At 72.0% G+C, this 24,534-nt stretch carries 22 protein-coding genes and 1 riboswitch; of the genes, 5 read left to right on the top strand and 17 right to left on the bottom strand.

What is annotated here, in order from left to right; translation table 11 throughout:
- Positions 1–123 precede the first annotated feature (123 nt).
- A complete protein-coding gene (locus ACWEK3_RS25615) occupies positions 124–1,989 on the top strand; it encodes an AAA family ATPase (RefSeq protein WP_450541979.1) in 1,866 nt (621 codons plus the stop codon).
- Positions 1,990–2,018: 29 nt separating this feature from the next.
- Here ACWEK3_RS25615 and ACWEK3_RS25610 read toward each other — a convergent pair whose 3' ends face one another.
- The 10 genes from ACWEK3_RS25610 to ACWEK3_RS25565 form a co-directional block, all read right to left on the bottom strand.
- Positions 2,019–3,113, bottom strand: coding sequence for a hemolysin family protein (locus ACWEK3_RS25610; RefSeq protein WP_450541981.1), 1,095 nt, complete (start codon positions 3,111–3,113; stop codon positions 2,019–2,021).
- A complete protein-coding gene (locus ACWEK3_RS25605; RefSeq protein ID WP_390727466.1) occupies positions 3,110–4,456 on the bottom strand; it encodes a hemolysin family protein in 1,347 nt (448 codons plus the stop codon). Before ACWEK3_RS25605 ends, ACWEK3_RS25610 begins: the two co-directional genes overlap by 4 nt.
- Positions 4,457–4,681: 225 nt before the next feature.
- Positions 4,682–5,149, bottom strand: coding sequence for a PH domain-containing protein (locus ACWEK3_RS25600; protein ID WP_453250669.1), 468 nt, complete (start codon positions 5,147–5,149; stop codon positions 4,682–4,684).
- Between the two features lie 21 nt (positions 5,150–5,170).
- Positions 5,171–6,019 (bottom strand): ATP phosphoribosyltransferase, encoded by an 849-nt coding sequence (hisG, locus tag ACWEK3_RS25595; protein WP_361417131.1) that lies wholly within the window; start codon positions 6,017–6,019, stop codon positions 5,171–5,173.
- Between the two features lie 71 nt (positions 6,020–6,090).
- On the bottom strand, positions 6,091–6,363 hold the full coding sequence (locus ACWEK3_RS25590) for a phosphoribosyl-ATP diphosphatase (protein WP_031486114.1): 273 nt from the start codon (positions 6,361–6,363) through the stop codon (positions 6,091–6,093).
- Positions 6,364–6,397: 34 nt separating this feature from the next.
- Complete coding sequence (ribH, locus tag ACWEK3_RS25585) at positions 6,398–6,883, bottom strand: 6,7-dimethyl-8-ribityllumazine synthase (RefSeq protein WP_384083564.1); 486 nt, start codon at positions 6,881–6,883, stop codon at positions 6,398–6,400.
- A 22-nt stretch (positions 6,884–6,905) separates the two neighbouring features.
- Positions 6,906–8,231, bottom strand: coding sequence for a bifunctional 3,4-dihydroxy-2-butanone-4-phosphate synthase/GTP cyclohydrolase II (locus tag ACWEK3_RS25580; protein WP_453250668.1), 1,326 nt, complete (start codon positions 8,229–8,231; stop codon positions 6,906–6,908).
- Positions 8,228–8,872 (bottom strand): nicotinamide mononucleotide transporter family protein, encoded by a 645-nt coding sequence (locus tag ACWEK3_RS25575; RefSeq protein WP_390727470.1) that lies wholly within the window; start codon positions 8,870–8,872, stop codon positions 8,228–8,230. Before ACWEK3_RS25575 ends, ACWEK3_RS25580 begins: the two co-directional genes overlap by 4 nt.
- On the bottom strand, positions 8,869–9,477 hold the full coding sequence (locus tag ACWEK3_RS25570; RefSeq protein WP_141362849.1) for a riboflavin synthase: 609 nt from the start codon (positions 9,475–9,477) through the stop codon (positions 8,869–8,871). The genes ACWEK3_RS25575 and ACWEK3_RS25570 overlap by 4 nt, the downstream gene beginning before the upstream one ends.
- A gap of 154 nt (positions 9,478–9,631) precedes the next feature.
- Positions 9,632–9,762, bottom strand: a riboswitch (FMN riboswitch).
- Between the two features lie 380 nt (positions 9,763–10,142).
- On the bottom strand, positions 10,143–11,390 hold the full coding sequence (locus ACWEK3_RS25565) for an ROK family transcriptional regulator (protein ID WP_450541987.1): 1,248 nt from the start codon (positions 11,388–11,390) through the stop codon (positions 10,143–10,145).
- A 133-nt stretch (positions 11,391–11,523) separates the two neighbouring features.
- Here ACWEK3_RS25565 and ACWEK3_RS25560 point away from each other — a divergent pair, with 133 nt between their 5' ends.
- The 4 genes from ACWEK3_RS25560 (at position 11,524) to ACWEK3_RS25545 (ending at position 16,057) form a co-directional block, all read left to right on the top strand.
- Positions 11,524–12,735: an MFS transporter gene (locus ACWEK3_RS25560; protein ID WP_453250667.1), complete on the top strand. Its 1,212-nt coding sequence runs from the start codon at positions 11,524–11,526 to the stop codon at positions 12,733–12,735.
- Positions 12,736–12,842: 107 nt separating this feature from the next.
- Positions 12,843–14,240, top strand: a complete 1,398-nt coding sequence (locus tag ACWEK3_RS25555; RefSeq protein WP_450541991.1) for a uracil-xanthine permease family protein — start codon at positions 12,843–12,845, stop codon at positions 14,238–14,240.
- 128 nt (positions 14,241–14,368) lie between these two features.
- Complete coding sequence (locus tag ACWEK3_RS25550; protein ID WP_450541993.1) at positions 14,369–15,034, top strand: DUF5995 family protein; 666 nt, start codon at positions 14,369–14,371, stop codon at positions 15,032–15,034.
- Positions 15,035–15,127: 93 nt separating this feature from the next.
- Positions 15,128–16,057, top strand: a complete 930-nt coding sequence (locus tag ACWEK3_RS25545) for an LLM class F420-dependent oxidoreductase (RefSeq protein WP_390873057.1) — start codon at positions 15,128–15,130, stop codon at positions 16,055–16,057.
- A gap of 16 nt (positions 16,058–16,073) precedes the next feature.
- Here ACWEK3_RS25545 and ACWEK3_RS25540 read toward each other — a convergent pair whose 3' ends face one another.
- The 7 genes from ACWEK3_RS25540 to ACWEK3_RS25510 form a co-directional block, all read right to left on the bottom strand.
- Positions 16,074–17,786, bottom strand: a complete 1,713-nt coding sequence (locus tag ACWEK3_RS25540) for a flavin monoamine oxidase family protein (protein WP_450541995.1) — start codon at positions 17,784–17,786, stop codon at positions 16,074–16,076.
- Positions 17,787–17,848: 62 nt separating this feature from the next.
- Positions 17,849–18,637 (bottom strand): carbon-nitrogen hydrolase family protein, encoded by a 789-nt coding sequence (locus ACWEK3_RS25535; RefSeq protein ID WP_450541997.1) that lies wholly within the window; start codon positions 18,635–18,637, stop codon positions 17,849–17,851.
- Between the two features lie 224 nt (positions 18,638–18,861).
- Positions 18,862–20,346, bottom strand: coding sequence for an HAD-IA family hydrolase (locus tag ACWEK3_RS25530; RefSeq protein ID WP_450541999.1), 1,485 nt, complete (start codon positions 20,344–20,346; stop codon positions 18,862–18,864).
- Positions 20,347–20,414: 68 nt separating this feature from the next.
- A complete protein-coding gene (locus ACWEK3_RS25525; RefSeq protein WP_450542001.1) occupies positions 20,415–21,497 on the bottom strand; it encodes an ABC transporter ATP-binding protein in 1,083 nt (360 codons plus the stop codon).
- A gap of 3 nt (positions 21,498–21,500) precedes the next feature.
- Entirely contained in the window at positions 21,501–22,316 is an 816-nt protein-coding gene (locus ACWEK3_RS25520) for an ABC transporter permease (protein ID WP_453250666.1), read from the bottom strand.
- Complete coding sequence (locus ACWEK3_RS25515) at positions 22,304–23,200, bottom strand: ABC transporter permease (RefSeq protein WP_453250665.1); 897 nt, start codon at positions 23,198–23,200, stop codon at positions 22,304–22,306. Before ACWEK3_RS25515 ends, ACWEK3_RS25520 begins: the two co-directional genes overlap by 13 nt.
- On the bottom strand, positions 23,197–24,354 hold the full coding sequence (locus ACWEK3_RS25510) for an ABC transporter substrate-binding protein (protein ID WP_453250664.1): 1,158 nt from the start codon (positions 24,352–24,354) through the stop codon (positions 23,197–23,199). The genes ACWEK3_RS25515 and ACWEK3_RS25510 overlap by 4 nt, the downstream gene beginning before the upstream one ends.
- Positions 24,355–24,534: the final 180 nt, after the last annotated feature.

Genomic DNA, 24,534 nt, shown 5'->3' with positions numbered 1-24,534 from the left:
ACCTTTGAACGACTGCTTCGCGCACCTGCAACTCCGGTCCGCGGTACAGCGGTTCGACCACAGGAAGCCGTCGGGTGGATGCCTGGCGGCGAACCTTCGGGGGCACGGTTTGTGGGGGACGTGATGGACTTCGGCACGCAGGGCCCGAAGGCCCCGGCCGACCTCGCGTGGCTGCGAGGCGTGGACGCCTACACCGTGGGCGCCTATCCGCAGGCGGAGGAGGAGTTCCGGGCCGCGGTGCGGCTGGACCCGGGGATGGCCGACGGCTGGCTCGGCCTGCACGCGCTGCGCGTCGACACGACGACCGCGCTGCTGAGGATGTTCCGGCACCGCGAACGCTTCGGCGAACAGCGCACCCGGCACCGCCGCACCCTCAACTCCTGGTACTGGCTGGGCTGGTGGGTGCAGCCCGTGCTGGAGAGCCCGCGCGACCTGCTGCTCGCGCACGCCTCGCACTGGCTGGACGGCCGCCATGTCCCCGAGCTGGACCGCGCGCTGGCCGGGCTGCCGCCGGTGGACACCGACCCCCAGGTCCGCTTTCTGCACGCCTGCCGCGCCTACCTCGTCAAGGACTGGGAACAGCTCGTCCGGCACACCGACACGCTGCTCGACGATCCGCTGCTCGGCATCGAGGCCGGACTGTTCGGCGGCATGGCCCGGGTGCGCCTGGAGATGTACGGGCAGGCCGAGCCGCTGCTGTCGGCCGCGCTGATGCGCTGCCGCAGCGAGCAGCCTCAGCGCAAGGAACTCAGGTACTGGCTAGCGCGGGCCCACGAGGGCACCGGCCGCAGCGCGGCGGCGCTGCCCCTGTACCGGGCGGTGCACCGGGTCGATCCGGCCTTCATGGACACCTCGGCGCGGCTCGCGGCGATCGCCGAGGGCGACGGGTACGAGGACACGGCCGGCCTCGCCGCGATCACCCTCACCGGCCTCGGGCAGGACATCATGGACGGCCCGGATCTGCTGGACCCGCTGTTCGGCACCGAGGGCCGGGACCTGAAGCTGTCCGGGACCGACCTGCCGGTGACCGGTCCACTGCCGTCGGTGACCGATCCGGCGGTGCGCCGGCGCACCCCGGCAGCCGACGTGCCGCTGCCCACCGGGCCCACCGATCCGGCGTTGCTGGAGGAAGCACTCTCCGAACTCGAGCGCATGGTGGGGCTCGAACCGGTGAAGCGGCAGGTCAAGGCCCTGTCGGCACAGTTGAACATGGCGCGGCTGCGGGCCGGGCAGGGGCTGCCCGTGCAGCCGCCCAAACGCCACTTCGTCTTTTCCGGCCCCTCGGGCACCGGCAAGACCACCGTCGCCCGCATCCTCGGCCGTGTCTTCTACGCGCTCGGCCTGCTCGGCGGCGACCACCTGGTGGAGGCGCAGCGGGCGGACCTGGTCGGCGAGTACCTGGGGCAGACCGCCGTCAAGGCCAACGAGCTGATCGACTCCGCGATCGGCGGCGTGCTCTTCGTCGACGAGGCCTACTCCCTGTCGAACTCGGGCTACGGCAAGGGCGACGCGTACGGCGACGAGGCCCTGCAGGTGCTGCTCAAGCGGGCCGAGGACAACCGCGACCACCTGGTGGTGATCCTCGCCGGCTACCCCGAGGGCATGGACCGCCTGCTCGCCGCGAACCCCGGGCTGTCGTCGCGCTTCACCACCCGGGTGGACTTCCCGTCGTACCGGCCCGGGGAACTCACCGAGATCGGCAAGGTGCTCGCCACGGAGAACGGCGACCTGTGGGACGACGAGGCCCGGGACGAGCTGCACTCGATCGCCGGGCACGTGGTCGACCAGGGCTGGATCGACGAACTCGGCAACGGCCGGTTCCTGCGGACCCTGTACGAGAAGAGCTGCGCCTACCGGGACCTGCGGCTGTCGACGTACCCGGCAACGCCGACCCGGGACGACTTGTCGACCCTGAGACTGCCGGACCTGATGCAGGCGTACGGGGAGGTGCTGTCCGGACGAGGGCCCCAGGATCCGTCGGCCTTGTGACGGATCCCGGGGCCTCTCGTCCGCGTTCCTTACAGGACCCGGGTGGCCAGTGCCTCCTCCGGCTCCCCGCTCCCCCGCGGCTCGGTCAGCCGTACCTCCGTCGCCGCGCGGTGCGCGGGGTCGCGCACCTCACCCACGAGCAGTTCCAGTACGTCCTCCAGGGCCACCAGGCCCAGCACCTTGCCGGAGGCGTCCGCCACCTGGGCCAGATGGGTGGCCGCCCGGCGCATGACGGTCAGGGCGTCGTCCAGCGGCAGCTCGGCCCGCAGGGTCGTCATCGGGCGCCACGTCCGCTGCGGTACGGCCTGCTCGGCGTCCTCCACGTCGAGCACGTCCTTGACGTGCACGTAGCCCAGGAAGGCACCGTTGCCCGCAGCCACCGGGAAGCGGGAGTAACCCGTCCGGGCGGTGAGGGCGACGATCTCGGCCGAGGTGACCGACGGGCCGACCGTGACCAGCGCCTCGCGTTGGAGCAGGACGTCGGTCACCGGGCGGGAGCCCAGCTCCAGGGCGTCCTCCAGACGCTCCTGCTCCTCGGGGTCGAGCAGCCCCGCCTGGCGGGAGTCCTCCACCAGCCGGCCCAGCTGCACGCTGGTGAAGGCGGCCTCGACCTCGTCCTTGGGCTCGACGCGGAAGATCCGCAGGACACCCTTGGCGCAGGCGCCGAGCGCCACCGTGATCGGCCGGCACAGCCGGGCGAAGGCGACCAGACCGGGGCCGAGCCACAGCGCGGCCTTCTCCGGAGCGGCCATCGCGAGGTTCTTCGGCACCATCTCGCCGATGACGAGGTGGAAGAAGACCACGGCCGCCAGCGCGATGACGTAGCCGAGCGGGTGGACCATGCCGCTGGGCATGTGGAGCCATGCGAACACCGGCTCCAGCAGACGGGCCACCGTCGGCTCGGCGACGGCGCCCAGGGTCAGCGAGCAGATGGTGATGCCGAACTGGGCGGCGGCCATCATCTGCGGCAGCCGCTCCAGACCGTGCAGCACCTGGCGGGCCCGGGCCGTGCGGAGCGGTTCGATCTGGCTGCGGCGGACGGAGACGAGGGCGAACTCGGCGCCGACGAAGAAGCCGTTGGCGAGCACCAGCAGCGCGGCGAAAAGCAGTTGGATCACGCTCATCGGGCGGCCTCCGCCACGGCCGGGACCGGGTCGGTCATGGAAACGGTGCGGACCAGCCGGACCCGCTCCGCGCGGTAGTGCCCGACCTGGCGCACGGCCAGCCGCCAGCCCGGCAGCTCGGCGCTGTCGCCGGGGGCCGGAATGCGGCCGAGCAGGTCGGCGACCAGGCCGGCGACGGTCTCGTACGGGCCCTCGGGCGCGTCCAGGCCGATCCGCCGGAGCAGATCGACACGGCAGCCGCCGTCGACGTCCCAGGCGGGGCTGCCGCCCTCGGGCGGGGCCGGCGCGAGTTCCGGCACGTCCGTGGCGTCGTGCTCGTCGCGGACCTCGCCGACGAGCTCCTCGACGATGTCCTCCAGGGTGACGACGCCCGCGGTGCCGCCGTACTCGTCGACGACGACCGCGATCGGCTGCTCGTTGCGCAACTGGGCGAGCAGCGGCTGCACCGGCAGGGTCTCGGGGACCAGCAGCGCCGGGCGGGCGATACGGCCCACCGGGGTGCGCAGCCACTCGTCGGACGGCACCGCGAGGGCGTCCTTGAGGTGGACCATGCCGACGACCTCGTCGATCTTCTCGTGGTAGACGGGGAAGCGGGACAGGCCGGTGGCGCGGGTGAGGTTCACCACGTCCTCGGCGGTCGCCGAGGACTGCAGCGCGCTGACCTTCACCCGCGGGGTCATGACGTGCTGTGCGGTCAGGTCGCCCAGGGACAGGGTGCGCACGAAGAGGTCCGCGGTGTCCTGTTCGAGGGCGCCGGCCCGGGCCGAGTGGCGGGCCAGCGAGACCAGCTCGCCGGGGGTACGGGCGGAGGCCAGCTCCTCCGTGGGTTCGACGCCCAGGGCGCGCACCAGCCGGTTGGCGACCGTGTTGAGCGCCGCGATCACCGGGTGGAACAGGCGCGAGAAGAGGTGCTGCGGGCCGGCCACGAAGCGCGCCACCTGGAGGGGCCGCGAGACCGCCCAGTTCTTGGGTACGAGCTCGCCGATCACCATCTGGACCGCCGAGGCCAGCAGCATGCCGACGACGACGGCGACCCCGGAGACGGCTCCGCCGGGGACACCGGCCGCCGCGAACGGGCCGCGCAGCAGCCCGGCCAGCGCCGGCTCGGCGAGCATGCCGACGACCAGGGAGGTGATGGTGATGCCGAGCTGGGTGCCGGAGAGCTGAAAGGACAGCTCCTTGAGGGACTCGACGACCCTGAGGGCCCGTCTGTCGCCCTCCTCGGCGGCCTTCTCGGCGTCCGGGCGCTCGACCGTGACCAGGCCGAACTCGGCCGCGACGAAGAAGCCGTTGGCGAGAATGAGCAGGAACGCCGCTCCGAGGAGCAGCAGGGGGATGGTCATGATGCCGCCGCCTCCGCATATACGCGGAACAGGTCCGCGCTATGTCGGCAGGGGGCGGCGCAGGTACTGCAGGACGATCCGTCCATCGCCGGAGGGAGTCACTCCTCGGGTAGCAGGAGCCCCTGGCACCGGTCGTGGAACCCAGGGGCGGAGGCGCAGCGAAAACGCGTCCGTAACCAGATTAATCAAGACACCGGCAGATGCGGCAGGGCGGACGTCCCCGAGTCAGCCCTGAGGTGCGTCCGAGGACCCCTCGGGGCTCGAGACCGAACGGGCTTCGACGAGCGCGCGCAGGGCGCGTGCATCGGCGATGGCCTGCTGTTTCGCGATGCCCGGCTGGATGCCCAGCGCGGCCAGGCTGGTGCCGTCGCTGAGGTTCAGGAACACCCACGGATCACCCGGGCGCAGATTGACCTGAATTATCTCGGCCCACGCCAGACGGCGCCGGCCGGCGATGTTGACGACGGTGACACCCGAGTCGTCGGCGACCACCTTCGGGCGGGCGAGCAGGACCAGGACCCCGGCCAGGAGCGCGCCGGTGAAGGCGAAACTCACCCGTTCGCCGGGGCTGAGCTGCTCCAGCAGCAGCCCCACGGTCGTGATCACCACGAAGATGGCCGCTCCGGCGGTGAGCAGGACGGCCCGGGTGCGGCCCGGCCGGAAGGTGACGGGAAGTGCGGGCAGATCGGACATCTCGGTGTGCCTCCTCGTCCCTCAGAGACGGCAGGCGTGGATGGCCGTGGTGAGGATGGCCCGGGCGCCGAGCTGGTACAGATCGTCCATGATCCGCTGCGCCTCCTTGGCGGGGACCATGGCGCGCACGGCGACCCAACCCTCGTTGTGCAGCGGGGAGACGGTCGGGGACTCCAGGCCCGGGGTGAGCGCGACGGCCTTCTCCAGCTGCTCGACCCGGCAGTCGTAGTCCATCATCACGTACGTCCGGGCCACCAGGACGCCCTGGAGGCGGCGCAGGAACTGCTGCACCTTGGGCTCCTCGGCGTCGGCGCCGGTGCGGCGGACGACGATCGCCTCGGACTTCATGATCGACTCGCCGACGATCTCCAGTCCGGCGTTGCGCAGGGAGGTGCCGGTCTCGACGACGTCGGCGATGGCCTCGGCCACACCGAGCTCGATGGCGGTCTCGACGGCGCCGTCCAGGTGGACGACGGAGGCGTCGATACCGCTGTCGGCGAGGTGCTTGCTGACGATGCCCTCGTAGGACGTGGCGACCGTCTTGCCGTTCAGGTCCTCGACGCCGCCGACCGAGCCGGGCTTGGCCGCGTAGTGGAAGGTGGAGCGGGCGAAGCCGAGCGGCAGGATCTCCTCGGCGCCCGCGCCGGAGTCGATGAGCAGGTCGCGGCCGGTGATGCCGATGTCCAGGCGGCCGGTGGAGACGTAGATCGCGATGTCGCGGGGGCGGAGGTAGAAGAACTCGACCTCGTTGACCGGGTCGACGATCCGCAGCTCCTTGGACTCCCGCCGTTGCTGGTAGCCGGCCTCATGCAGCATGTCCGCCGCAGGGCCGGAGAGTGAACCCTTGTTGGGGACGGCGATGCGCAGCATGAGGTCGGCTTCCTTCGTTCGTCTTGTACGGCGGTGTGTGCGGTTGCTGGTGCTCGGAGTGTTCGGAGTGCTCAGAGATGGGCGTAGACGTCGTCCAGGGAGATGCCGCGGGCGACCATCATCACCTGGACGTGGTACAGCAGCTGCGAGATCTCCTCGGCGGCCGCCTCCTTGCCCTCGTACTCGGCGGCCATCCAGACCTCGGCGGCCTCCTCGACGACCTTCTTGCCGATGGCATGGACGCCCTTGCCGACCAGCTCGGCGGTGCGGGAGGTGGCGGGGTCGCCGTTGGCGGCCTTGTGCTGGAGCTCGGTGAAGAGCTCCTCGAACGTCTTCTTGGACATGGTGGTGCCAACCCTACGCGCTCCGGGCGGCTGCTCACCGCCAGGGTTCGGATACCGAGCGCAGCGTGGCGGCGGTCGCGACCGCCGCGGTGACCGCCTCGTGGCCCTTGTCCTCGCTGGATCCCGCCAGGCCGGCCCGGTCCAGGGCCTGCTCCTCGGTGTCGCAGGTGAGCACGCCGAAGCCGACGGGAACGCCGGTCTCCACCGACACCTGGGTCAGGCCGTTGGCGACGCCCTGGCACACATAGTCGAAGTGGGGGGTGCCGCCGCGGATGACGACGCCGAGGGCGACGACCGCGTCGTATCCGCGCCCGGCCAGGACCTTCGCCACCACCGGGAGCTCGAAACTGCCCGGCACCCGGAGCAGAGTCGGCTCGTCGATCCCCAGTTCGTGCAGGGCGCGCAGGGCCCCGTCCACCAGTCCGTCCATCACCTTCTCGTGCCACAGCGCCGCGACGACGGCGACCCTGAGGTCTCCGACGTTCCGGACGGACAGTTCCGGTGCACCCTTGCCGCTCACGTGTCTCCTCGAGTCTTTTCGCTTACTGGTTGCCGCAGGTGGACACGGCGGTCGTGTCCAGCCAGGGCAGGTCGTGCCCCATCCGGTCCCGCTTGGTGCGCAGGTAGCGGAGGTTGTGCTCGCCGGCCTGGACGGGCATCGGCTCCCGTCCGGTGACCTTCAGGCCGTGGCGGAGCAGGGCGTCGGTCTTGTCGGGGTTGTTGGTCAGCAGGCGCACGCTCCTGACCCCGAGGTCCTGAAGGATCCGCGCGCCGGCGCCGTAGTCGCGGGCGTCGGCCGGCAGTCCGAGTTCGAGATTGGCGTCGAGGGTGTCCCGGCCGCGCTCCTGGAGCTCGTAGGCGCGCAGCTTGGACATCAGGCCGATGCCGCGTCCCTCGTGGCCGCGCAGGTAGACCGCCACTCCCCGGCCCTCCTTCTGGATGCGCTCCAGGGAGGTGTCGAGCTGGGGGCCGCAGTCGCAGCGCTGGGAGCCGAAGACGTCTCCGGTGAGGCACTCGGAGTGGACGCGGACCAGGACGTCCTCGCCGTCGCCGATCTCGCCGTGCACCAGGGCCACGTGCTCGACGCCGTCGGCGGTGGAGCGGTAGCCGTACGCGGTGAAGACGCCGTGCGCGGTGGGCAGGCGGACCTCGGCCTCGCGGCGGACCGCGGGCTGGGACGGCAGTGCCTGCTCGGGCGAGCCCTGGAGTCCGGGCGAGCGCCGGTGCGCGATCAGGTCCTCGATGGAGATGATCGTCAGGCCGTGCTTGCGGGCGAAGACGATCAGTTCGGGCAGGCGGAGCATCCGGCCGTCATCACCGGCGATCTCGACGATCGCGCCGGCCGGACGCAGCCCCGCGAGCCGGGCGAGGTCGACGGCCGCCTCGGTGTGGCCGGGGCGGACGAGCACCCCGCCGGAACGGGCGCGCAGCGGGAAGACGTGGCCGGGCCGGACGAGGTCGGTGGGCTCCGCGGTGCCGCTCGCCAGCAGCTGGAGGGTGGTGGCGCGGTCGGAGGCGGAGATGCCGGTGGTGACGCCGTGGGCGGCACCGGCGTCGACGGAGACCGTGAAGGCGGTCTTCATCGACTCGGTGTTCTCCTCGACCATCTGCGGCAGCCTCAGCCGGTCCAGCTCCTCGCCCTCCATGGGCGCGCAGATCAGGCCACGGCACTCGCTCATCATGAAGGCGACGATCTCGGGGGTCGCCTTCTCGGCGGCGATGACGAGGTCGCCCTCGTTCTCGCGGTTCTCGTCGTCGACGACCACGACCGGGCGGCCGGCCGCGATGTCGGCGACGGCCTGCTCGATCGGGTCGAGTGTGAAGTCCTCGACGTTGTCGGTGCTGTAGAGGACGGTTGCCGCGGTCATGCGGGCGCTCCTTCCAGGGTCGGCCGCGCGTCCGTCCGGGTGCGCAGCCACCAGTCGCGCATGCCCCACAGGACCAGCGCGCCGTAGACGATGTAGACGAAGCCGGAGAAGGCGAAGCCGTTGGCGAAGTTGAGCGGTACGCCGACGACGTCGACGAGCAGCCAGGCGAACCAGAACTCGACCATGCCGCGCGCCTGCGCGTACATGGCGACGACGGTGCCGACGAAGATGTAGGCGTCGGGCCAGGGGTCCCAAGACAGCGACGGGTAGGCCTGGAACAGTCCGGCGACGGCGACCGTGCCGACCGCGGCGGCGCCGAGCAGCACGGCACGCTCACGCCAGGTGGCGAACCGTACGGCGATGTGGCCGTCCGCCGCCCGGCCCTTGCCGCGGTTCCACTGCCACCAGCCGAAGACGGCGACGACCATGACGACGATCTGCTTGCCGGCGCTGCCCGAGAGATGGGCGGTGGCGAACGCCGCGAACAGGATCAGGCCGGACAGGAACTGGGTCGGCCAGCTCCAGATGGAGCGCCGCCAGCCGAACGCCAGGCCGAGCAGGCCGATGACGTTGCCGGTCATGTCCGACCACTTGATGTGCTGGCCGAGCAGGCTGAACGCCTCGGAGTTGAGCCAGTTCACCGTCCGGCTCCCCGCGCACGGTCGCCGAGCAGTCGCTCGACGTACTTGGCGACGACGTCCACCTCGAGGTTGACCGGGTCGCCGGGCTGCTTCAGGCCGAGGGTGGTCAGCGCCAGGGTGGTGGGGATGAGGCTGACGGTGAAGTGTTCGTCTCCGGCCTCGACGACGGTGAGGCTGATGCCGTCGACGGTGATGGAGCCCTTCTCGACGACGTAGCGCGCGAGGTCCGGCGGCAGCGAGATCTTCACGATCTCCCAGTGCTCGGAGGGGGTGCGGTCCAGGATCGTGCCGGTGCCGTCGACGTGCCCCTGCACGATGTGGCCGCCGAGGCGGGCGCCCACGGCGGTGGGGCGTTCGAGGTTGACGCGGGAGCCGGTGGTGAGGACGCCGAGGCTGGAGCGCTTGAGGGTCTCCGCCATGACGTCGGCGGTGAACTCGTCGCCCTCGTGCTCGACGACGGTGAGACAGACCCCGTTCACGGCGATGGAGTCGCCGTGCCGTGCGCCCTCGGTCACGACGGGGCCGCGGAGCCGGAAGCGGGCGGCGTCGCCAAGGTCCTCCACGGCGGTGACTTCGCCCAGCTCTTCGACGATTCCGGTGAACACTTCCCGGGTCCTCCTGCCTCTTCGGGCACGGACTCCGGGGGCTGCCGACGTCGACAGACTGCACGAACGAGGACACTCGGAGGGCGACGCCGGACGGGACCCGCCCGTGGAGGGCGAGCCCAGAGACGGCGGCGCACACGGGTGTGCTCGCTCGCCGCGCACTGCCTCCCATCCGGACTTTAACCGTCGGTCCAGGAATTCCACCTGGTCAACCGGCCGCTGGAAGCGACCGGGTCGCGGACTGTAACCGCCGGTTCGGACTTTCACCGACCCCGGAGTGCGCTGCTACTGGTACAGAGCCAGTGTGCCACGCCTGATCGGCGCGGCTGCGGACGAAGCGTGTGGGGTGGCTCACAGAACGTACCGCCCGCCGTGCCGTGCGCGGGCGTGGAGGTCCGGCGGCGGGCAAGGGCCGTCGTCACCGCCGCCGGACCGGTCTGCACGGAAGTCAGACACTAAGAGGACTAGACCATGCAGGTCAACAGGTGCGTGGGGCATGCAAGTTCCGCCGCGCCGGGCCGAACGTCCGACGCGAGCTGTGGAGTTCGTACGGCGCCAGGCCGAATCCCGTACGGCGCAGGGCCGCATTCCGTACGGCGCAGGGCCGCATTCCGTACGGCGTCAGGCCGAATTCCGTGCGGCGCCGGGCCGGCCTCCTCGCGGCGTCAGCGCTCCGGCGGGGCGAACAAGTCGTCCTGGGCCCGGTCGCGGGCGGTCACGAGCGCGCCGCGCAGCACCGCCCGGCCGCCGAGCGCGCCCGCCCTCACCTCGGTGCGCAGCGGGGACATCCGCGCCACGCGCTCCGCCACGCGCGCGGCGAGCGCCTCACCGCCGGCCTGCCCGATCTCGCCCCCGAGGACCACGCATCCGGGATCGAGGACGGCCACCACCGAGGCGGCCCCGAGGGCGACACGGTCGGCCAGGGCATCGAGGAAGTCCGAGGCCGCAGCAGGGTCCTCCGCAGCGGAGGCAGCCGCCCCCGTGGTCGCCCGTACCGCCGCCCGTACCAGTTCCGCGGCGACCGGCTCCGAACCCGCCCCCTCCGGCCCGGCCCCCTCCCACCCGCCCCGGTCCGCCAACAGTCCGTACCGCGCGGCCAGTTCCGTCACCGCCGCCGCGCCGGCCAGGGAGTGGAAGCCGCCCGCGCAGTCCGTCGCCGAGGGGAGGCCGTCGGTGCCCGGGACGGGCAGGAAGCCGATCTCGCCGGTGCCTCCGGAGGCGCCGCGGCGCAGGGTTCCGTCCAGGACGACGGCCGCACCCGTGCCGTGGCCGAGCCACAGCAGGACGAACGTGTCCCGGCCCGGGGCGGCCCCGGCGCGCTGCTCGGCCAGCGCCGCGAGGTTGGTCTCGTTCTCGACGGTGACCCGGGCCCGTGGCAGCCGCTCCTGCAGCGCCGCCACCAGCCTGCGGTGCCATTCGGGCAGTCCCGTGGAGTCGCGGAGTTCGCCGGTGACCGGATCGATCAGCCCCGGCGCGCCGATGCCGACCGTGTGCAGCCGCTCCGCCCCCGCCTCCTTGACCACCCGCTCCACCAGACCGACCGCCTGCTCCAGCGCGGGCCCGGTGCCGGTGTCCCCGCCGATCGGCACGGACTCCGCGGCCAGCTCCCGGCCCAACAGATCGGCGACGATCACGGACACGCTCTCGGTGCGCACGTCGAGGGCGGCCAGGTGGGCGAGATCGGCGACGATGCCGTACAGCCGCGCGTTCGGCCCGCGCCGCTGCTCGCCGGACTCGCCGACCACGGTGATCAGGCCGGAGGCCGTCAGCCGTTCGACGAGGTCGGCGACGGTGGGCCGGGACAGACCGGTGAGCTGCTTCAACTGCCCTGCCGTCAGCGGCCCTTGTTGCTGAAGCAGCCGCAGGGCGAGCCGGTCGTTGATGGCCCTGGCGGTGCTCGGGGATGCGGGCATGCCGGGAATCCTCCCAGATCTGCGGGCTGCTGCCGTCCGTGATAGCCGCTATCTATCAGGCAGGTTCCCTGATAGTTTACGTCGGCGCGACGGCGCGAGGGGCAACAGCGGTCAGCCCGGGAGGGGCCGGACAATGAGTGCAGTGGTCTACGAACAGCGCGAGGTGCGGCGCGCCCGGTACGCCGTGGCGGCCGTCTTCGCCGTACACGGCGCCGTCACCGGCTCGTTCGCGACCCGCGTGCCGTGGATCCAGGACCACGCCGGGGTCAGCCCCGGGCAGCTGGGGCTCGCGCTGGCCTTCCCGGCGCTCGGCGCGTCTGTCGCGATGCCGCTCGCGGGCGGCATCAGCCACCGCTTCGGCGCCCGCAACGCGCTGCGCGGCCTGATCGCCCTGTGGACGCTCGCCCTCGTCCTGCCCTCCCTCGCGCCGAACCTCCTGACCCTGTGCCTCAGCCTGTTCGTCTACGGCGCCACGGCGGGCATGGCGGACGTCGCGATGAACGCCCTCGGGGTGGAGGTCGAGAACCGGCTCGACCGCTCGATCATGTCCGGACTGCACGGCATGTGGAGCACGGGAGCCCTGGTCGGCTCGGCGGCCGGCACGGTCGCCGCGCACCTGGGCTCGGACGCGCGGCTGCACCACCTGCTGGCGGCCGCCGTGCTGACCGTGCTGGGCGTGGCCGCCTGCACCTGGGTGCTGGACCTCCAGCCCGCCCAGGACGAGGAGCCGCCGCCGCGGTTCGCGCTGCCGCCGAAGTCGGCGCTGCTGATCGGCGCGATCGGGTTCTGCGCGGTGTTCGCGGAGGGCGCGAGCCTGGACTGGTCGGCGGTCTACCTGCGGCACCAACTGGAGACCTCGGCCGGCCTCGCGGCGGCCTGCACCACGGGCTTCACCCTCACCATGGCGGTCGCGCGGATCGCGGGCGACCGGGTGGTGGACCGGTTCGGCGCCGTGCGCACGGTGCGGGCGAGCGGCGTGCTGGCGGTCGTGGGTGGCCTGCTCGTCGTCGCCGGGGGCCATCCGGCGGTGGCGATGACCGGGTTCGCGCTGATGGGCCTCGGTATCGCCGTCGTCGTACCGCTGTGCTTCGCCGCGGCCGGCCGCAGCGGCCCGAACCCCAGCCAGGCCATCGCCGGTGTCGCGACCATCACGTACACCTCCGGGCTGGTCGCCCCGAGCGCGATCGGCGGGCTGGCCCAGGCGACCAGCCTGGTGGTGTCCTTCGGTCTGGTGACCCTGCTGGCGTGCGGTCTGGTCGCCTTCGCGGGGGTGCTCAGGGCGGGCGACCGGGACCGGACGAAGGTCGGCCCCACGAGCACCGCGGTTCCCGACCCACGCCCCTGAGCAGGGCCTGAGCGGCGTCTGAGCAGGGGCGGGTGGGTACGGGACCTCCGGGCACCCCCGACAATGGTGCGGACAAGCTCCACGTACAGAGAAAGCGAAATCCCACCATGAACCTCGGCGTGCGCTGGAAGCTGCACGGTGACGGGCGCACGCCCGCACCCGGAGCAGTGGTCCGGCCCGACGAACGGCTCTCGTGGCCCCGCACGGCAGGACTCGGCGCCCAGCACGTCGTGGCCATGTTCGGCGCCTCCTTCGTCGCCCCCGTGCTCATGGGTCTCGACCCCAACCTCGCGATCATGATGTCGGGCGTCGCGACCGTGATCTTCCTGCTCGCCACCCGCGGCCGGGTGCCCAGCTACCTGGGCTGCTCGCTCTCCTTCGTGGGCGTCGCCGCGGTCATCCGGGCGCAGGGCGGCACCAGCGCCACCGTGACCGGCGCGGTCTTCGTCGTCGGTGTCGCGCTGTTCCTGGTCGGCCTCGCCGTGCAGCGCTTCGGGGCTCGGATCATCCACGCCGCGATGCCGCCCATCGTCACCGGCGCGGTCGTCATGCTGATCGGCTTCAACCTCGCTCCAGTGACCGCCTCCACCTACTGGCCGCAGGACCAGTGGACGGCCCTGCTCGTGATGCTGTTCACCGGGCTGGCCGTCGTGTGCCTGCGCGGTTTCTGGTCCCGGATCGCGATCTTCCTCGGCCTGGTTTTCGGCTACGCCGCCTCCTGGGTCTTCGACCAGGTCTTCGGCAGGATCCACTCGGTCGACGCGAGCGGCAGGATCACCGACCACTGGCGCCTGGACCTCTCGGGCGTGGGCAAGGCCGACTGGATCGGGCTGCCGTCCTTCCACGGGCCCAGTTTCCAGTGGTCGGCGATCCTGGTGGCACTGCCGGTCGTCATCGCGCTGGTCGCGGAGAACGCGGGGCACGTGAAGGCGGTCGGCGAGATGACCGGCGACCCGCTGGACGACAAGCTCGGCACCGCGATCTCGGCCGACGGTGTGGCCTCCATGCTGTCGACCGCGGTGGGCGGCCCGCCGAACACCACCTACTCCGAGAACATCGGCGTGATGGCCGCGACCCGCGTCTACTCGACGGCCGCGTACTGGGCCGCCGCGGGCTTCGCGCTGCTGTTCGGCCTCTGCCCCAAGTTCGGCGCGATCGTGGCCGCGATCCCGGGCGGCGTCCTCGGCGGCATCACCGTCATCCTGTACGGCATGATCGGCCTGCTCGGCGCGCAGATCTGGATCAATGCCAAGGTCGACCTGCGCAACCCGCTGAACCTGGTGCCGGCCGCGGCGGGCATCATCATCGGCGTCGGCAACGTCAACCTGAAGTTCAGCGACACCTTCTCCCTCAGCGGCATCGCACTCGGCACCCTGGTCGTCATCACCGGCTACCACGCGCTGCGCGCGTTCGCGCCCGCCCACCTCAAGAAGCAGGAGCCACTGCTGGACGAGGGCACGTCGTCGTACGGCGGGGAGGCTCAGGGCACCGGGCCGGCTTCGTAGGTCCCCCTCCGCCCGGCCTGCCTCGCAGGCCCCCTCCGCCCCGTTCGCCGGCGGGCGCGTTCCCCCGTTCCGGGGAAGCGCCGGGCCCGTCGGCGCCCGGGCCGTCCCGGGCCTGGGACGCTGCCCCCATGGGGCAATCGGCACAACTCACCCATGGCCCGGACACCGTGGACGCGCTGGCCGCCACAATGCGCGAACTGGCCGCCGGGCTGCCCGAGCGCGACGGGGTCGCGGTCTTCCACCATGTCTACCTCGCCGCCGCCGAGGCGGCCGGCCGGTGGCCCGCGACCACACTGGACGCACCGCTCGCCGGGCGGTACCTCGCCGCCGTGGACGCGGCCGCCGAAGGGCGGCGGCCGCCCGCCTGCTGGCGGCCGGTGTTCCAGTTCCGCCGCCATCCCGGGGTCCGGCCGGCGCAGTTCGCGCTGGCGGGCATCCACGCGCACATCGGCCACGACCTGGCCCTCGCCGTGGTGGACGCCTGCCGGGAGGCGCAGTGCGAACCGTCCGAACTGGAGGGCGAGTTCGACCGCTTGGGCGACTTCCTCCTGTCGCTGGAGGAGCGTGTCCGCGAGGACCTGACGCCCGGCCCCGAACTGCTCCGCATCACCGATCCGCTCACCCACCTGCTCGGCTCGTGGGACCTGGAGCGGGCCCGGGAGGCGAGCTGGTCGGCCGCGCGGGCGCTGTGGGCGCTGCGCCGACTGCCCGACGTGGCCGAGGAGTTCGGCCGGCGGCTGGACGCCGCGGTCGGCTTCGACTGCCGCATGATGCTCACGCCGCTGCCGGACTGATCCCGGACATCCGCCCGGCACCTTCACGGAACTCTCCCGCGATCACTGTACGTTGACCGTGGAACACGGACGATCACGAAGGAGCGCACCGTCATGGCGACCCGTCTGGGAATCGGTCTTCCGCAGAACCGGCAGTACGACCTCGGCAGGGACGTGCCCGACGTGGCACGCGCCGTGGAGCGCATCGGCTACGACAGCGTGTGGGTGTACGAGCGGGCCCTGTTCCCGGAACCCGCCACGCAGGGGCTGTACGGCATCGAGGGCGTGCCCTGGCCCGACTCGTACCGGCACGTGGCCGACCCGCTGGTCACGCTCACCCTGGCCGCGGCGGTCACCGAGCGGGTCCGGCTGGGCAGCAGCGTGCTGGTCGCGCCGCTGCACGTGCCGTTCCAGCTCGCCAGGTCCCTCGCCTCGCTGGACGCGGCCGGCGGCGGCCGGGTGATCGCCGGCTTCGGCACGGGCTGGTCCCTGGACGAGTACGCGGCGGCGGGGATCCGGCCGATCAAGGAGCGCGGCCGGGTGCTGGACGAGGTGATCGACGTCTGCCGGGCCGTGTGGGGGCCCGACCCGGTGCGCTACGACGGCCGTATCACGAAGATCGAGTCGGCCGTGGTGGGCCCCAAGCCGGCCCGGCCGATCCCGATCCTGCTGGCCGCGAGCACCCGCAAGGCCCGGGAGCGGCTCGTCGAGCACGCCGACGGCTGGCTGCCGGTGGCCATGGGCGCCGAGCAGGTCGCGAGCCAGTGGGACGCGCTGCGGGACCTGGCCGCCGAGCGGGGCCGGCAGCAGCCGATCCAGACGGTGCTGCGGGTGAACGCGGCGTACTCGGCGAAGGCGTACGAAAGCACCGGCCGCCGGCCCTTCCAGGGCGACGCGGACCAGATCGTCGAGGACCTCCTCCCGTACGCGGCGATCGGCCTGGAGGAGATCCTCATCGACGTGCAGGGCCGCCTGCGGGACGCCGAGGAACTCAAGGACGTCGCGGCGGAGGTGTTCGAGAAGGCACGGGCGGCCGGGGTGTGACCGCCCTGGACTCCTGTCAGTCCTCCGGGAGTTCGACCGGAGCGATCTCGTCGTAGACGTCGCCGGGGCCGGGGTTGGCCGGGTCGGTGCCGCCGCCGAGGTGGTGCATGACGCCCCAGACCGCGTTCAGCGCGGTCTGCACGGCGCCCTCGGCCCACCCGGCCGTCCAGGAGATGTCGTCGCCGGCGAGGAAGACGCCCCGCTTGTCCTCGGGCAGCCGGTCCTGCATGAAGTGGGTGAACAGGCGCCGCTGGTAGCGGTAGTGACCGGGCAGGTTGGCCTTGAACGCGCCCATGAAGTACGGCTCGTTCTCCCAGGAGACGGTCACGGGGCTGCCGATGATGTGCTTGCGGATGTCGACGTTCGGATAGATCTCCGACAGCGACTTCAGCATGACCTCCATCCGCTCGTTCGCGGACAGCGGCAGCCACTTCAGGCTGTCGTCGCACCAGGTGTAGGAGAGGCAGATGACGGCGGGCCTGTCCGGGCCGTCGTCGAGCAGGTAGGTGCCGCGGGTCATGCGGTCGGTGAGCGTCATCGACATCACGTCCCGGCCGGTCGGCTCGCCCTTGTCGTCGACGGCCTTGTCCCGCCAGAACGGCCGGTCGACGGGCACGAAGAGCTTGCTGGACTCCATGTAGTGGGTGCGCTCGATCGCGGTCCAGTGGTCGATAGGGAAGAGCGCGTCGTCGCACTGGACCTTGGACAGCAGCATCCAGGACTGGGCGGTGAAGACGGCCGCCTCGTAGGTGCGGATGTCGCCGTTCGCGTCCGTCACCGTGATCCGGTTGTTCGCGGTGCGGTGCAGCCGGGTCACGGCGGGGCGCGGTTCGCCGTCCACGTGCAGGGACTTCAGCGACGTGCCGTAGGGCCAGTGAAGGATCTTCTCCGGCTCGCGCTCCCAGAGCCTGAGCGGCAGTTGCTGCGAACCGCCCACGATGCCGCGGTGGTGGTCGTCGGCCTCGGTGTAGACGACGCGCAGGATCTCCAGGATGGAGTTGGGGAAGTCGGTGTCCCAGCCGCCGGTGCCGAAGCCGACCTGGCCGAAGATCTCGCGGTGCCGGAAGGACCTGAACGCCTCGGAGTCGCACAGGAAGCCGTAGAAGGTCTGGTTGTCGAGCTTCTCGACCAGCCGGGACCAGATCTCGCGGATGCGCGGCACGTCGCGCTCGCGCAGGGCGCGGTTCATGTCGGAGAAGTCGGCGCCCTCCTCCAGACACCTGTTCCAGGCGTCCGCCACGTCCCGGTAGACCTGCGGCAGGTCGTCGATGGTCTCGGCGTAGTGCGACTCGCCCTTGAGGTCGACGACGGTCGACGGGGTCGCCTCGGCCAGGGGGTTGGGGAACGGCCGGGTCTCGAGGCCCACCAGGTCGATGTAGTGCTGGAGGGCGGTCGAGGACGGCGGGAAGCGCATGGCGCCCATCTCGGCGGTCAGCGACTCGTCGCAGCCCTCGAAGCCGACGGTGCGCAGTCGGCCGCCGATCCGGTCGGCCTCGTAGACGACCGGCTTGAGGCCCATCTTCATCAGCTCGTAGGCGGCGATCATGCCGGAAAGGCCGCCGCCGATGATCGCGACCTCGGTGCCGTGCTCGGTCGCGGGGACCTGGCCGAGGCCCGCCGGGTGGGCGAGGAAGTCGTCGTACGCGTACGGGAAGTCCGGGCCGAACATGGTGATCGGCGGCTGCTGCTCGTCGGCGTGCTCGACGGCGTTGGGCACCGTGGACGTCATGGGGTGCGGACTCCTTGCGCGAAAGAACTGGAGTGGGGAGAGAGGGAGGGGAGGTCCGGGGGTCAGACGAGGGACCCGTAGAGGCCGGGGCGGCGGCCCTCCAGATACGGGTTGGCCTCGCGGGAGGCGGCGAGGAAGGCGGGGTCGGCGTCCGCGAGGACCAGTTCCTCGGACCGGCCGGCGCGGGTGCGGGCCACCCCGTCGGGGCCGGCCAGGGCCGAGAGCCCGACGAACTCGAACTCGCCCTCGGTACCGACCCGGTTGACGTAGGCGACGTACATCTGGTTCTCGAAGGCGCGCACCGGGACCAGGGACTCGGCGACGAACTGGAACGGGTGCATGAGCGCCGTCGGGACGACGAGGAAGTCGGTGCCGGCCAGCGCGTGGGCGCGCACGTTCTCCGGGAACTCCACGTCGTAGCAGATGATCAGGCCGACGGTCAGTCCGTTCAGCTCCGCCTGGACGACCGGCTGCTCGCCCGGTGTGAACTGGCCGTGCTCGAAGTCGCCGAACAGGTGGGTCTTGCGGTAGTTGGCGAGTCGGGTGCCGTCGGCGGAGATCAGCTGCACGGAGTTGTGGACCGTCTCGCCGTCCCGCTCCGGGTAGCCGTAGGCGACGGCCAGCCCGTGCCGGCGGGCCAGCTCCGCGACCGCGTCCGACGAGTCGCCGTCGGCGGGCTCGGCCAGGCGGCCGATGCCGTCGCCGATCGCGTACCCGGTCAGGAACAGCTCCGACGTCGCCAGCAGCCCGGCCCCCGCGGCGGCGGCCCGGCCGGCGGCGTCGTCGAGCACCTTGAGGTTCTCGGCGACGGAGCCGGGGCGGCCGGAGCTCTGGAGCAGGGCGGTGCGCATGGATGTTCCTCAGCGGTACGGGGCGTTCGGGGGTCGGTAAGACCGTACGTTCGGCCGTCTCCGGCGGACAAGCCGGAGCCGTTGCGCGCCGGTGAGCGATTCGTTGCGTACAACCCGGGATGGGCAGCGATTCGTTGCGCCCCGCGGGACGGGGTCGCAGCACAGGTCCCGCAGCCGCCCCGCGGCCTCCCTCAGCGGCTCCGGGCCGACCGCCCGGGCGCTCGCTACGCGCCGGGCCGGTCTCGGTGGCACCCTGGCACGCCGAAGGCGGTCACGACCGCCGCGTGGTCCGAGGGCCAGTCGTTGCCGGCCACGTCCGGCCAGGGACGCGGGGTGCCCCTGACGTACGTCCGGGAGTCGAGCACCCGCAGCCCTCGGTGCAGCACGTAGTCGATGCGGTCCTGCGGCTCGGGCCGCCCGCTGCCGTCCTCGTGCACCGGGTGGATCGGTGACCAGGTGTGCCCGGGGTCGACGGCCGGGTCCGGATGGGCCTCTCGGTAGGAGTCGCGCAGGCCCGCCTCCTCGGCCGCCTTCGTCACCGGCCAGGCGACGTCCGGCCAGTCCAGGTGGGAGGGGCAGTTGAAGTCGCCGACCAGGACGACCGGTACGGCGGGGTCGCCCTCCTCGTCGATCCGGCGCAGGGCGTCCCGCATCTGCGCCAGTCGCACCTCCTCGTGGGCGATCAGCCGGTCCGCCGCGAGCCCGTCGAAGGCCGACTCGTACGGGCCGTAGGGCGTGTAGTGCAGGTGGGCCGTCCAGACGTCGACCTCGCGGCCCGGCCCGAGCGCGATACGGACCCCGGCGGCGCCGTAGAAGCCGACGTCCGGGTCGCCGAGGTGCGCGGTGATCGGGTGGCGGCTGATGACGCCGAGGTTCTCGCCGGCCCGGTGGTGGTACCAGCCGAGTTCCCCGGCGAGCTCCTGGGCCGCGGTGCCCCCGGTCTCCTGCAGGCCCACGACGTCCGCACCGCACTCCAGGATCGCCTCGAGCTGCTTGGCCCGGTGGTCGTCGACCTTGCTCCCGCCCAGCCAGAGGTTCCAGCTCATCACCCGCAGTTCGCCGCTCACCATGGCGGACAGCTCCTCGGGTGTGACCCCGGTCAGGCTCTCGCGCAGCCTGCGTCCGGGTGCCGCGTCGATGGGGGCGAGCGACGGCACGGCGAGCACCGCGCACCCGGCCGCCTCGGCGGAGCTGACGCCGGTCTGCGTGTCCTCGACGGCCACGCAGGCGGCGGGGTCGACACCAAGGGCGCGGCAGGCGGCGAGATAGGGGTCGGGGGCGGGCTTGGTGAGGTCGGTGTCGTCGGCGGTGACGGACACCGTCAGGCGCCCGGGGCCGAGGACGTCGAGCACGATGTCGGCGACGGTGCGGGGCGACGCGGTCACCAGGGCGGTGGATACGCCCTCCCGGGCGAGGGCGTCGAGCAGGTCGAGGGCGCCGGGGCGGGGCACGGTACCGGTGCGGACCCGGTCGGTGAACTCCCGGTGCAGTTCCCGGGCCACGTCCGCGGCCGGTGCGCCGGAGGCCGCGGCCAGCCAGCCCGCCGTGTGCTCGACGGGGCGGCCGAGCACCTCGGGCTGGTCCGCCTCGGTCAGGGGTCTGCCGGCGACGTGTTCCACCGCCTCCCACCACAGCCGCTCGGTGTCGACGAGCGTGCCGTCCATGTCGAAGAGGACGGCCTGGAGGGGGAGCCGGGGGCAGGGGGTCACGTGGTTCTCTTTCACAGCGGGTTCTTCAGGACCGGTTCTTCACGACTGGCTGTCTCACGGCTGGGGCTTCACGACCCCTGCGGGCGCTCCGCCACCAGGACGGGCCGCCCGGGCAGCGACACGCTCACGGCGGTGCCTGCCGCGAGCCCGGCGGCTTCGTGCGCGGGCAGGTCGGCCTTCACCTCGGTGGCGTCCGCCAGCCGGACGGTGATCCGGACGGTCGCACCGAGGAAGGCAGTGGCGACCACCCGCGCGCCGCCGTCCTCGGCCGCCCGCACCTGGACGGCCTCGGGCCGCACGAGCACGTCCACCTCGCTCGCGGCGGGCGCCGCGCCGTCGACCGGCAGCCGCTGCCCGAGCACCTCGACGCCGCCGTCGGACAGCCGGCCCGGGATCCGGCTCATCGTGCCGACGAACTCGGCGACGAAAGCGGTCGCGGGGCGGCCGTACAACTCGGCCGGAGGTGCGCACTGTTCGAGCCGCCCTGCGCGCATCACGGCGACCCGGTCGGCGATCGACAGGGCCTCCTCCTGGTCGTGCGTCACGAACAGGGTGGTGATGCCGAGCTCCTGCTGGAGCCTGCGGATCTCCTCGCGCAGGGTCAGCCGGACCTTGGCGTCGAGGGCCGACAGCGGCTCGTCGAGGAGCAGGACCCGGGGGCGCAGGGCGAGCGCGCGGGCCAGCGCGATCCGCTGCTGCTGACCGCCGGAGAGCTGGTGCGGGAATCGGTCGCCCTTGTCGGCGAGGCCGACCAGCTCCAGCAACTCGGCGGCACGGGACCGGCGTTCGACCGTACGCACCTTGCGCATCCGCAGTCCGAAGGCGACGTTGTCGCGGGCGCTCAGGTGCGGAAAGAGGCTGTACGACTGGAAGACCATCCCGGCGTCGCGGCGATGGGCCGGGACCCGGGTGACGTCGGCGCCGTCCACCAGCACCTCACCGGAGTCGGGGTGTTCGAACCCGGCGAGCATGCGCAGCGCGGTGGTCTTGCCGCAGCCGGAGGGCCCGAGCAGCGCCAGGAACTCCCCCGGCCGCACGGTCAGGTCGAGTCCGTCGAGGGCGACGGTGGCGCCGAACTCCCGGCGCAGTCCGCGGAATTCGACGGTGGCGGCCTGCGTCGTGGCGGTCTTCTCAAGAGTGGTGGCGGTCATGGTTCATCCCCGGGACGAAGCGGTTCGGGTGCGTCCGCCGGCACCGGCGAGCGCGAGGAGCAGTGCCCAGGTCACGAGGAGACTGAGCACGGAAACGGCGACGGACATCTGGGCCTGCGAGCCGCCGATGCTGAAGATCCACACAGCGAAGGGCCGGAAGCCCAGCAGCTGGGCCACGGTGAACTCGCCGAGGACCAGCGCCAGGGTGAGGAAGGCGGCGTTCAGCAGCGCCCCGCGCAGATTGGGCAGCACGGACCGGATCAGTGCCTGCGGCCAGGAGGCCCCGCAGCTGCGGGCGGCCTCGACGAGGGTCCGCACGTCGATCGCGCGGAGCCCGGAGTCCAGGGCCCGGTACACGAAGGGCAGCGCCAGTACGACGTAGGCGAGGACGAGCACGACGGGGAAGTCCGGGTCCTGCAGGGCCACGAACGTCTGGAACAGCGGGGTGCGGGACAGGTGCTCGGGTCCCCACTTCAGCACGGTCGCGATCCCCGCGACGTACGCGATCGGCGGCACGACCAGCGGCAGCTGGCACACCACTTCGACGACGGGCCGCAGTCGGGGCGCGCCGAGCCGGAGCGCGACCATGGCGGGGACCATCAGCAGCAGAACCGCGGCGATGGTGGCGGCGGCCAGCTCCAGCGACAGCAGCAGGCTGGAGACGAAGCCCTCGGTGGAGACGATCCGCGTGTAGGCGTCGAAGGTGACGCCCCGGCCCGGTACGTCGACCGTGAACACCACGGACGCGGCCAGCGGGATCAGGAAGTACAGCGCGGCGAGACCGAGGACGGCCCACCGCCATGGGTTCAGGCGAGCCATCGGGCGCTCCGGCGTTGCAGGGGCAGGTACACGGCCATGACCAGGCCCGCCACCAGGACCATGTCGAGGCTGAGGGCGAGGGCCACGTGCTCCTGGCCGACCAGCACGTTGCCGGAGAGGGCGTCGGCGATCTGCAGGGTGACCAGCGGCACCGAGCTGCCGACCATGGCGGCGGCGGTGGCGTAGGCGGCGAAGGCGCTGCCGAAGAGCAGGATCAGCCCGCCGAGCAGGGACGGCGCGAGGACGGGCAGGGCGACGTGCCGCCAGTACTGCACGGCGGTGGCGCCGCTGTTCTGCGCCGCCTCCCGCCACTGGGAGCGCAGGCCGTCCAGCGCGGGGGTGATGGTGAGCACCATCAGCGGGATAAGGAAGTACAGGTAGACGATCACCAGGCCCCAGAAGCTGTACAGGTCCCAGCCCTTCTCGGTCAGGCCGAGGTGCCGGGTCAGCACACCGGCGTTGCCGAGGGTGGCGACGAAGGCGAACGCCAGCGGGACGCCGCCGAAGTTGGCGAGCACTCCGGAGGCGGTGAGCACGGCCTCGCGCAGCACGCGGGAGCGGGAGGTCACGACCGCCTGCGCGAGCGGTAGTCCGAGCAGGGCCGCGAGCCCGGCGGCGACGGCGGACAGCTTGACGCTGCCGAGCAGGGCGGTCAGGTAGGCGCCGTGCAGGGAGGTCGTCAGGTTGGCCGCGGTGTGGGACTCGGCGCCCGTCGCCGGGTCCTTGACGGTGAACGCGCCGTTCAGCATCGCCAGGGCGGGCAGTCCGAAGGCGAGCACGGTGAAGGCGAGCAGAGGGACGACGGCGAGCCACCCCGGGACGCGGCGCCGCCGCTTCACCGAAGCGGCGGGCGCCACGTCCGCCCGCGTGAGGGCGGTGGTCATCCCGAGACGGCCTTCCCCCAGCCCTGCGCGAGGACGTCCTTGGCCTTGCCCTGCTGCGCCTCGGACGGGAAGGTGGGCGTGCCGTCGACCTCCGGCAGCTTGGCGGCGGCGGCCTGGTCGAGGGTGCCGGCCTTCTCCATGGCGGGCATCAGGGCCGGGCGGGCGTAGCCCTTGAGCCACAGGTTCTGGCCCTCGGCGCTGTAGAGGTACTCCTGCCACAGCCGCGCGGCGGCCGGGTGCGAGGCGTCCTTGTTGATGGCCTGGGAGTAGTACTGGGCATACCGGCCGTCAGTGGGGACGGCCACCTTCCAGTCCACACCCTTGGACTTGAACTCGTCGGCGTACCCGGCGTTGAGGTAGTCCCAGTCGATGCTGATCGGCGTCTCGCCCTGCTCGACGGTGGCGGGGGTGGACTCGACGGGGGTGAAGTTGCCGTTCTTCTTCAGCTTGCCGAAGAAGTCGATGCCGGGCTGGACGTCGTCGAAGGAGCCGCCGGCGGCGAGGGCGGCCGCGTAGACGCCGCCGAAGGCCGCGCCGGCCTTGGTCGGGTTGCCGTTGAGGGCGACCTGACCCTTGTACTCCGGCTTGAGCAGGTCCTTGAAGGTGGTCGGGCACTCCTTGACCCGCTTGGCGTCGCAGCCGATGGAGACATAGCCGCCGTAGTCGTTGTACCAGCGGGCTTGCGGGTCCTTCTGGCCGGCCGGGATGTCGTCGAACGCGACCACCTTGTACGGGGCGAGCAGGCCCTGCGCGGCGGCGCTGAGTGCGAAGGAGCTGCCGAGGTCCAGTACGTCCGGGGCGCGGTCCTGGCCCTTGCGGGAGGTGACGGCGTTGATCTCGTCCTGGCTGGAGCCGTCCGGGTTCTCGACCTCGATCTTGATGCCGTACTTCTTCTCGAAGCCGTCGATCAGGGCGCCGTAGTTGGCCCAGTCGCGGGGCAGCGCGATGGCGTGCAGCCTGCCCTCCTTCTTGGCCGCCGCGACCAGCGCGTCCATCCCGCCGAGGTCGGCGGCGGAGGTGGCGGTGGCGGCGCTCTTGCCGTCGGCGGTCGCCGACGCCTTGTCGGGGGCGGCGCCACAGGCGCTCAGGGCGAGCGCGGCGACGACGGCGAGGGAGCCGCCCAGGAGGGCTGTTCTCGGCAAGAACACGGTCACGGTCTCTCCAAGGGTGCGCACGAGGGGTGAGGCAGAGCGGAGAACTTGTCTGAACAAGTTGGCCTCAGTACGCCCGTCGATGATGTCCTGTAAGTGAACGCCGACGAAACCTCGAAGACCTTTCGCCTGCACAGTTTCGTCCGGCCGGATCGACGCTGAAACTCGATTAGGCTGCCTACG

This window comes from Streptomyces sp. NPDC004721, assembly GCF_053601495.1.
The sequence above is the reverse complement of the archived record's forward strand: the minus strand, read 5'-3'. Positions and strand labels throughout refer to the sequence as shown.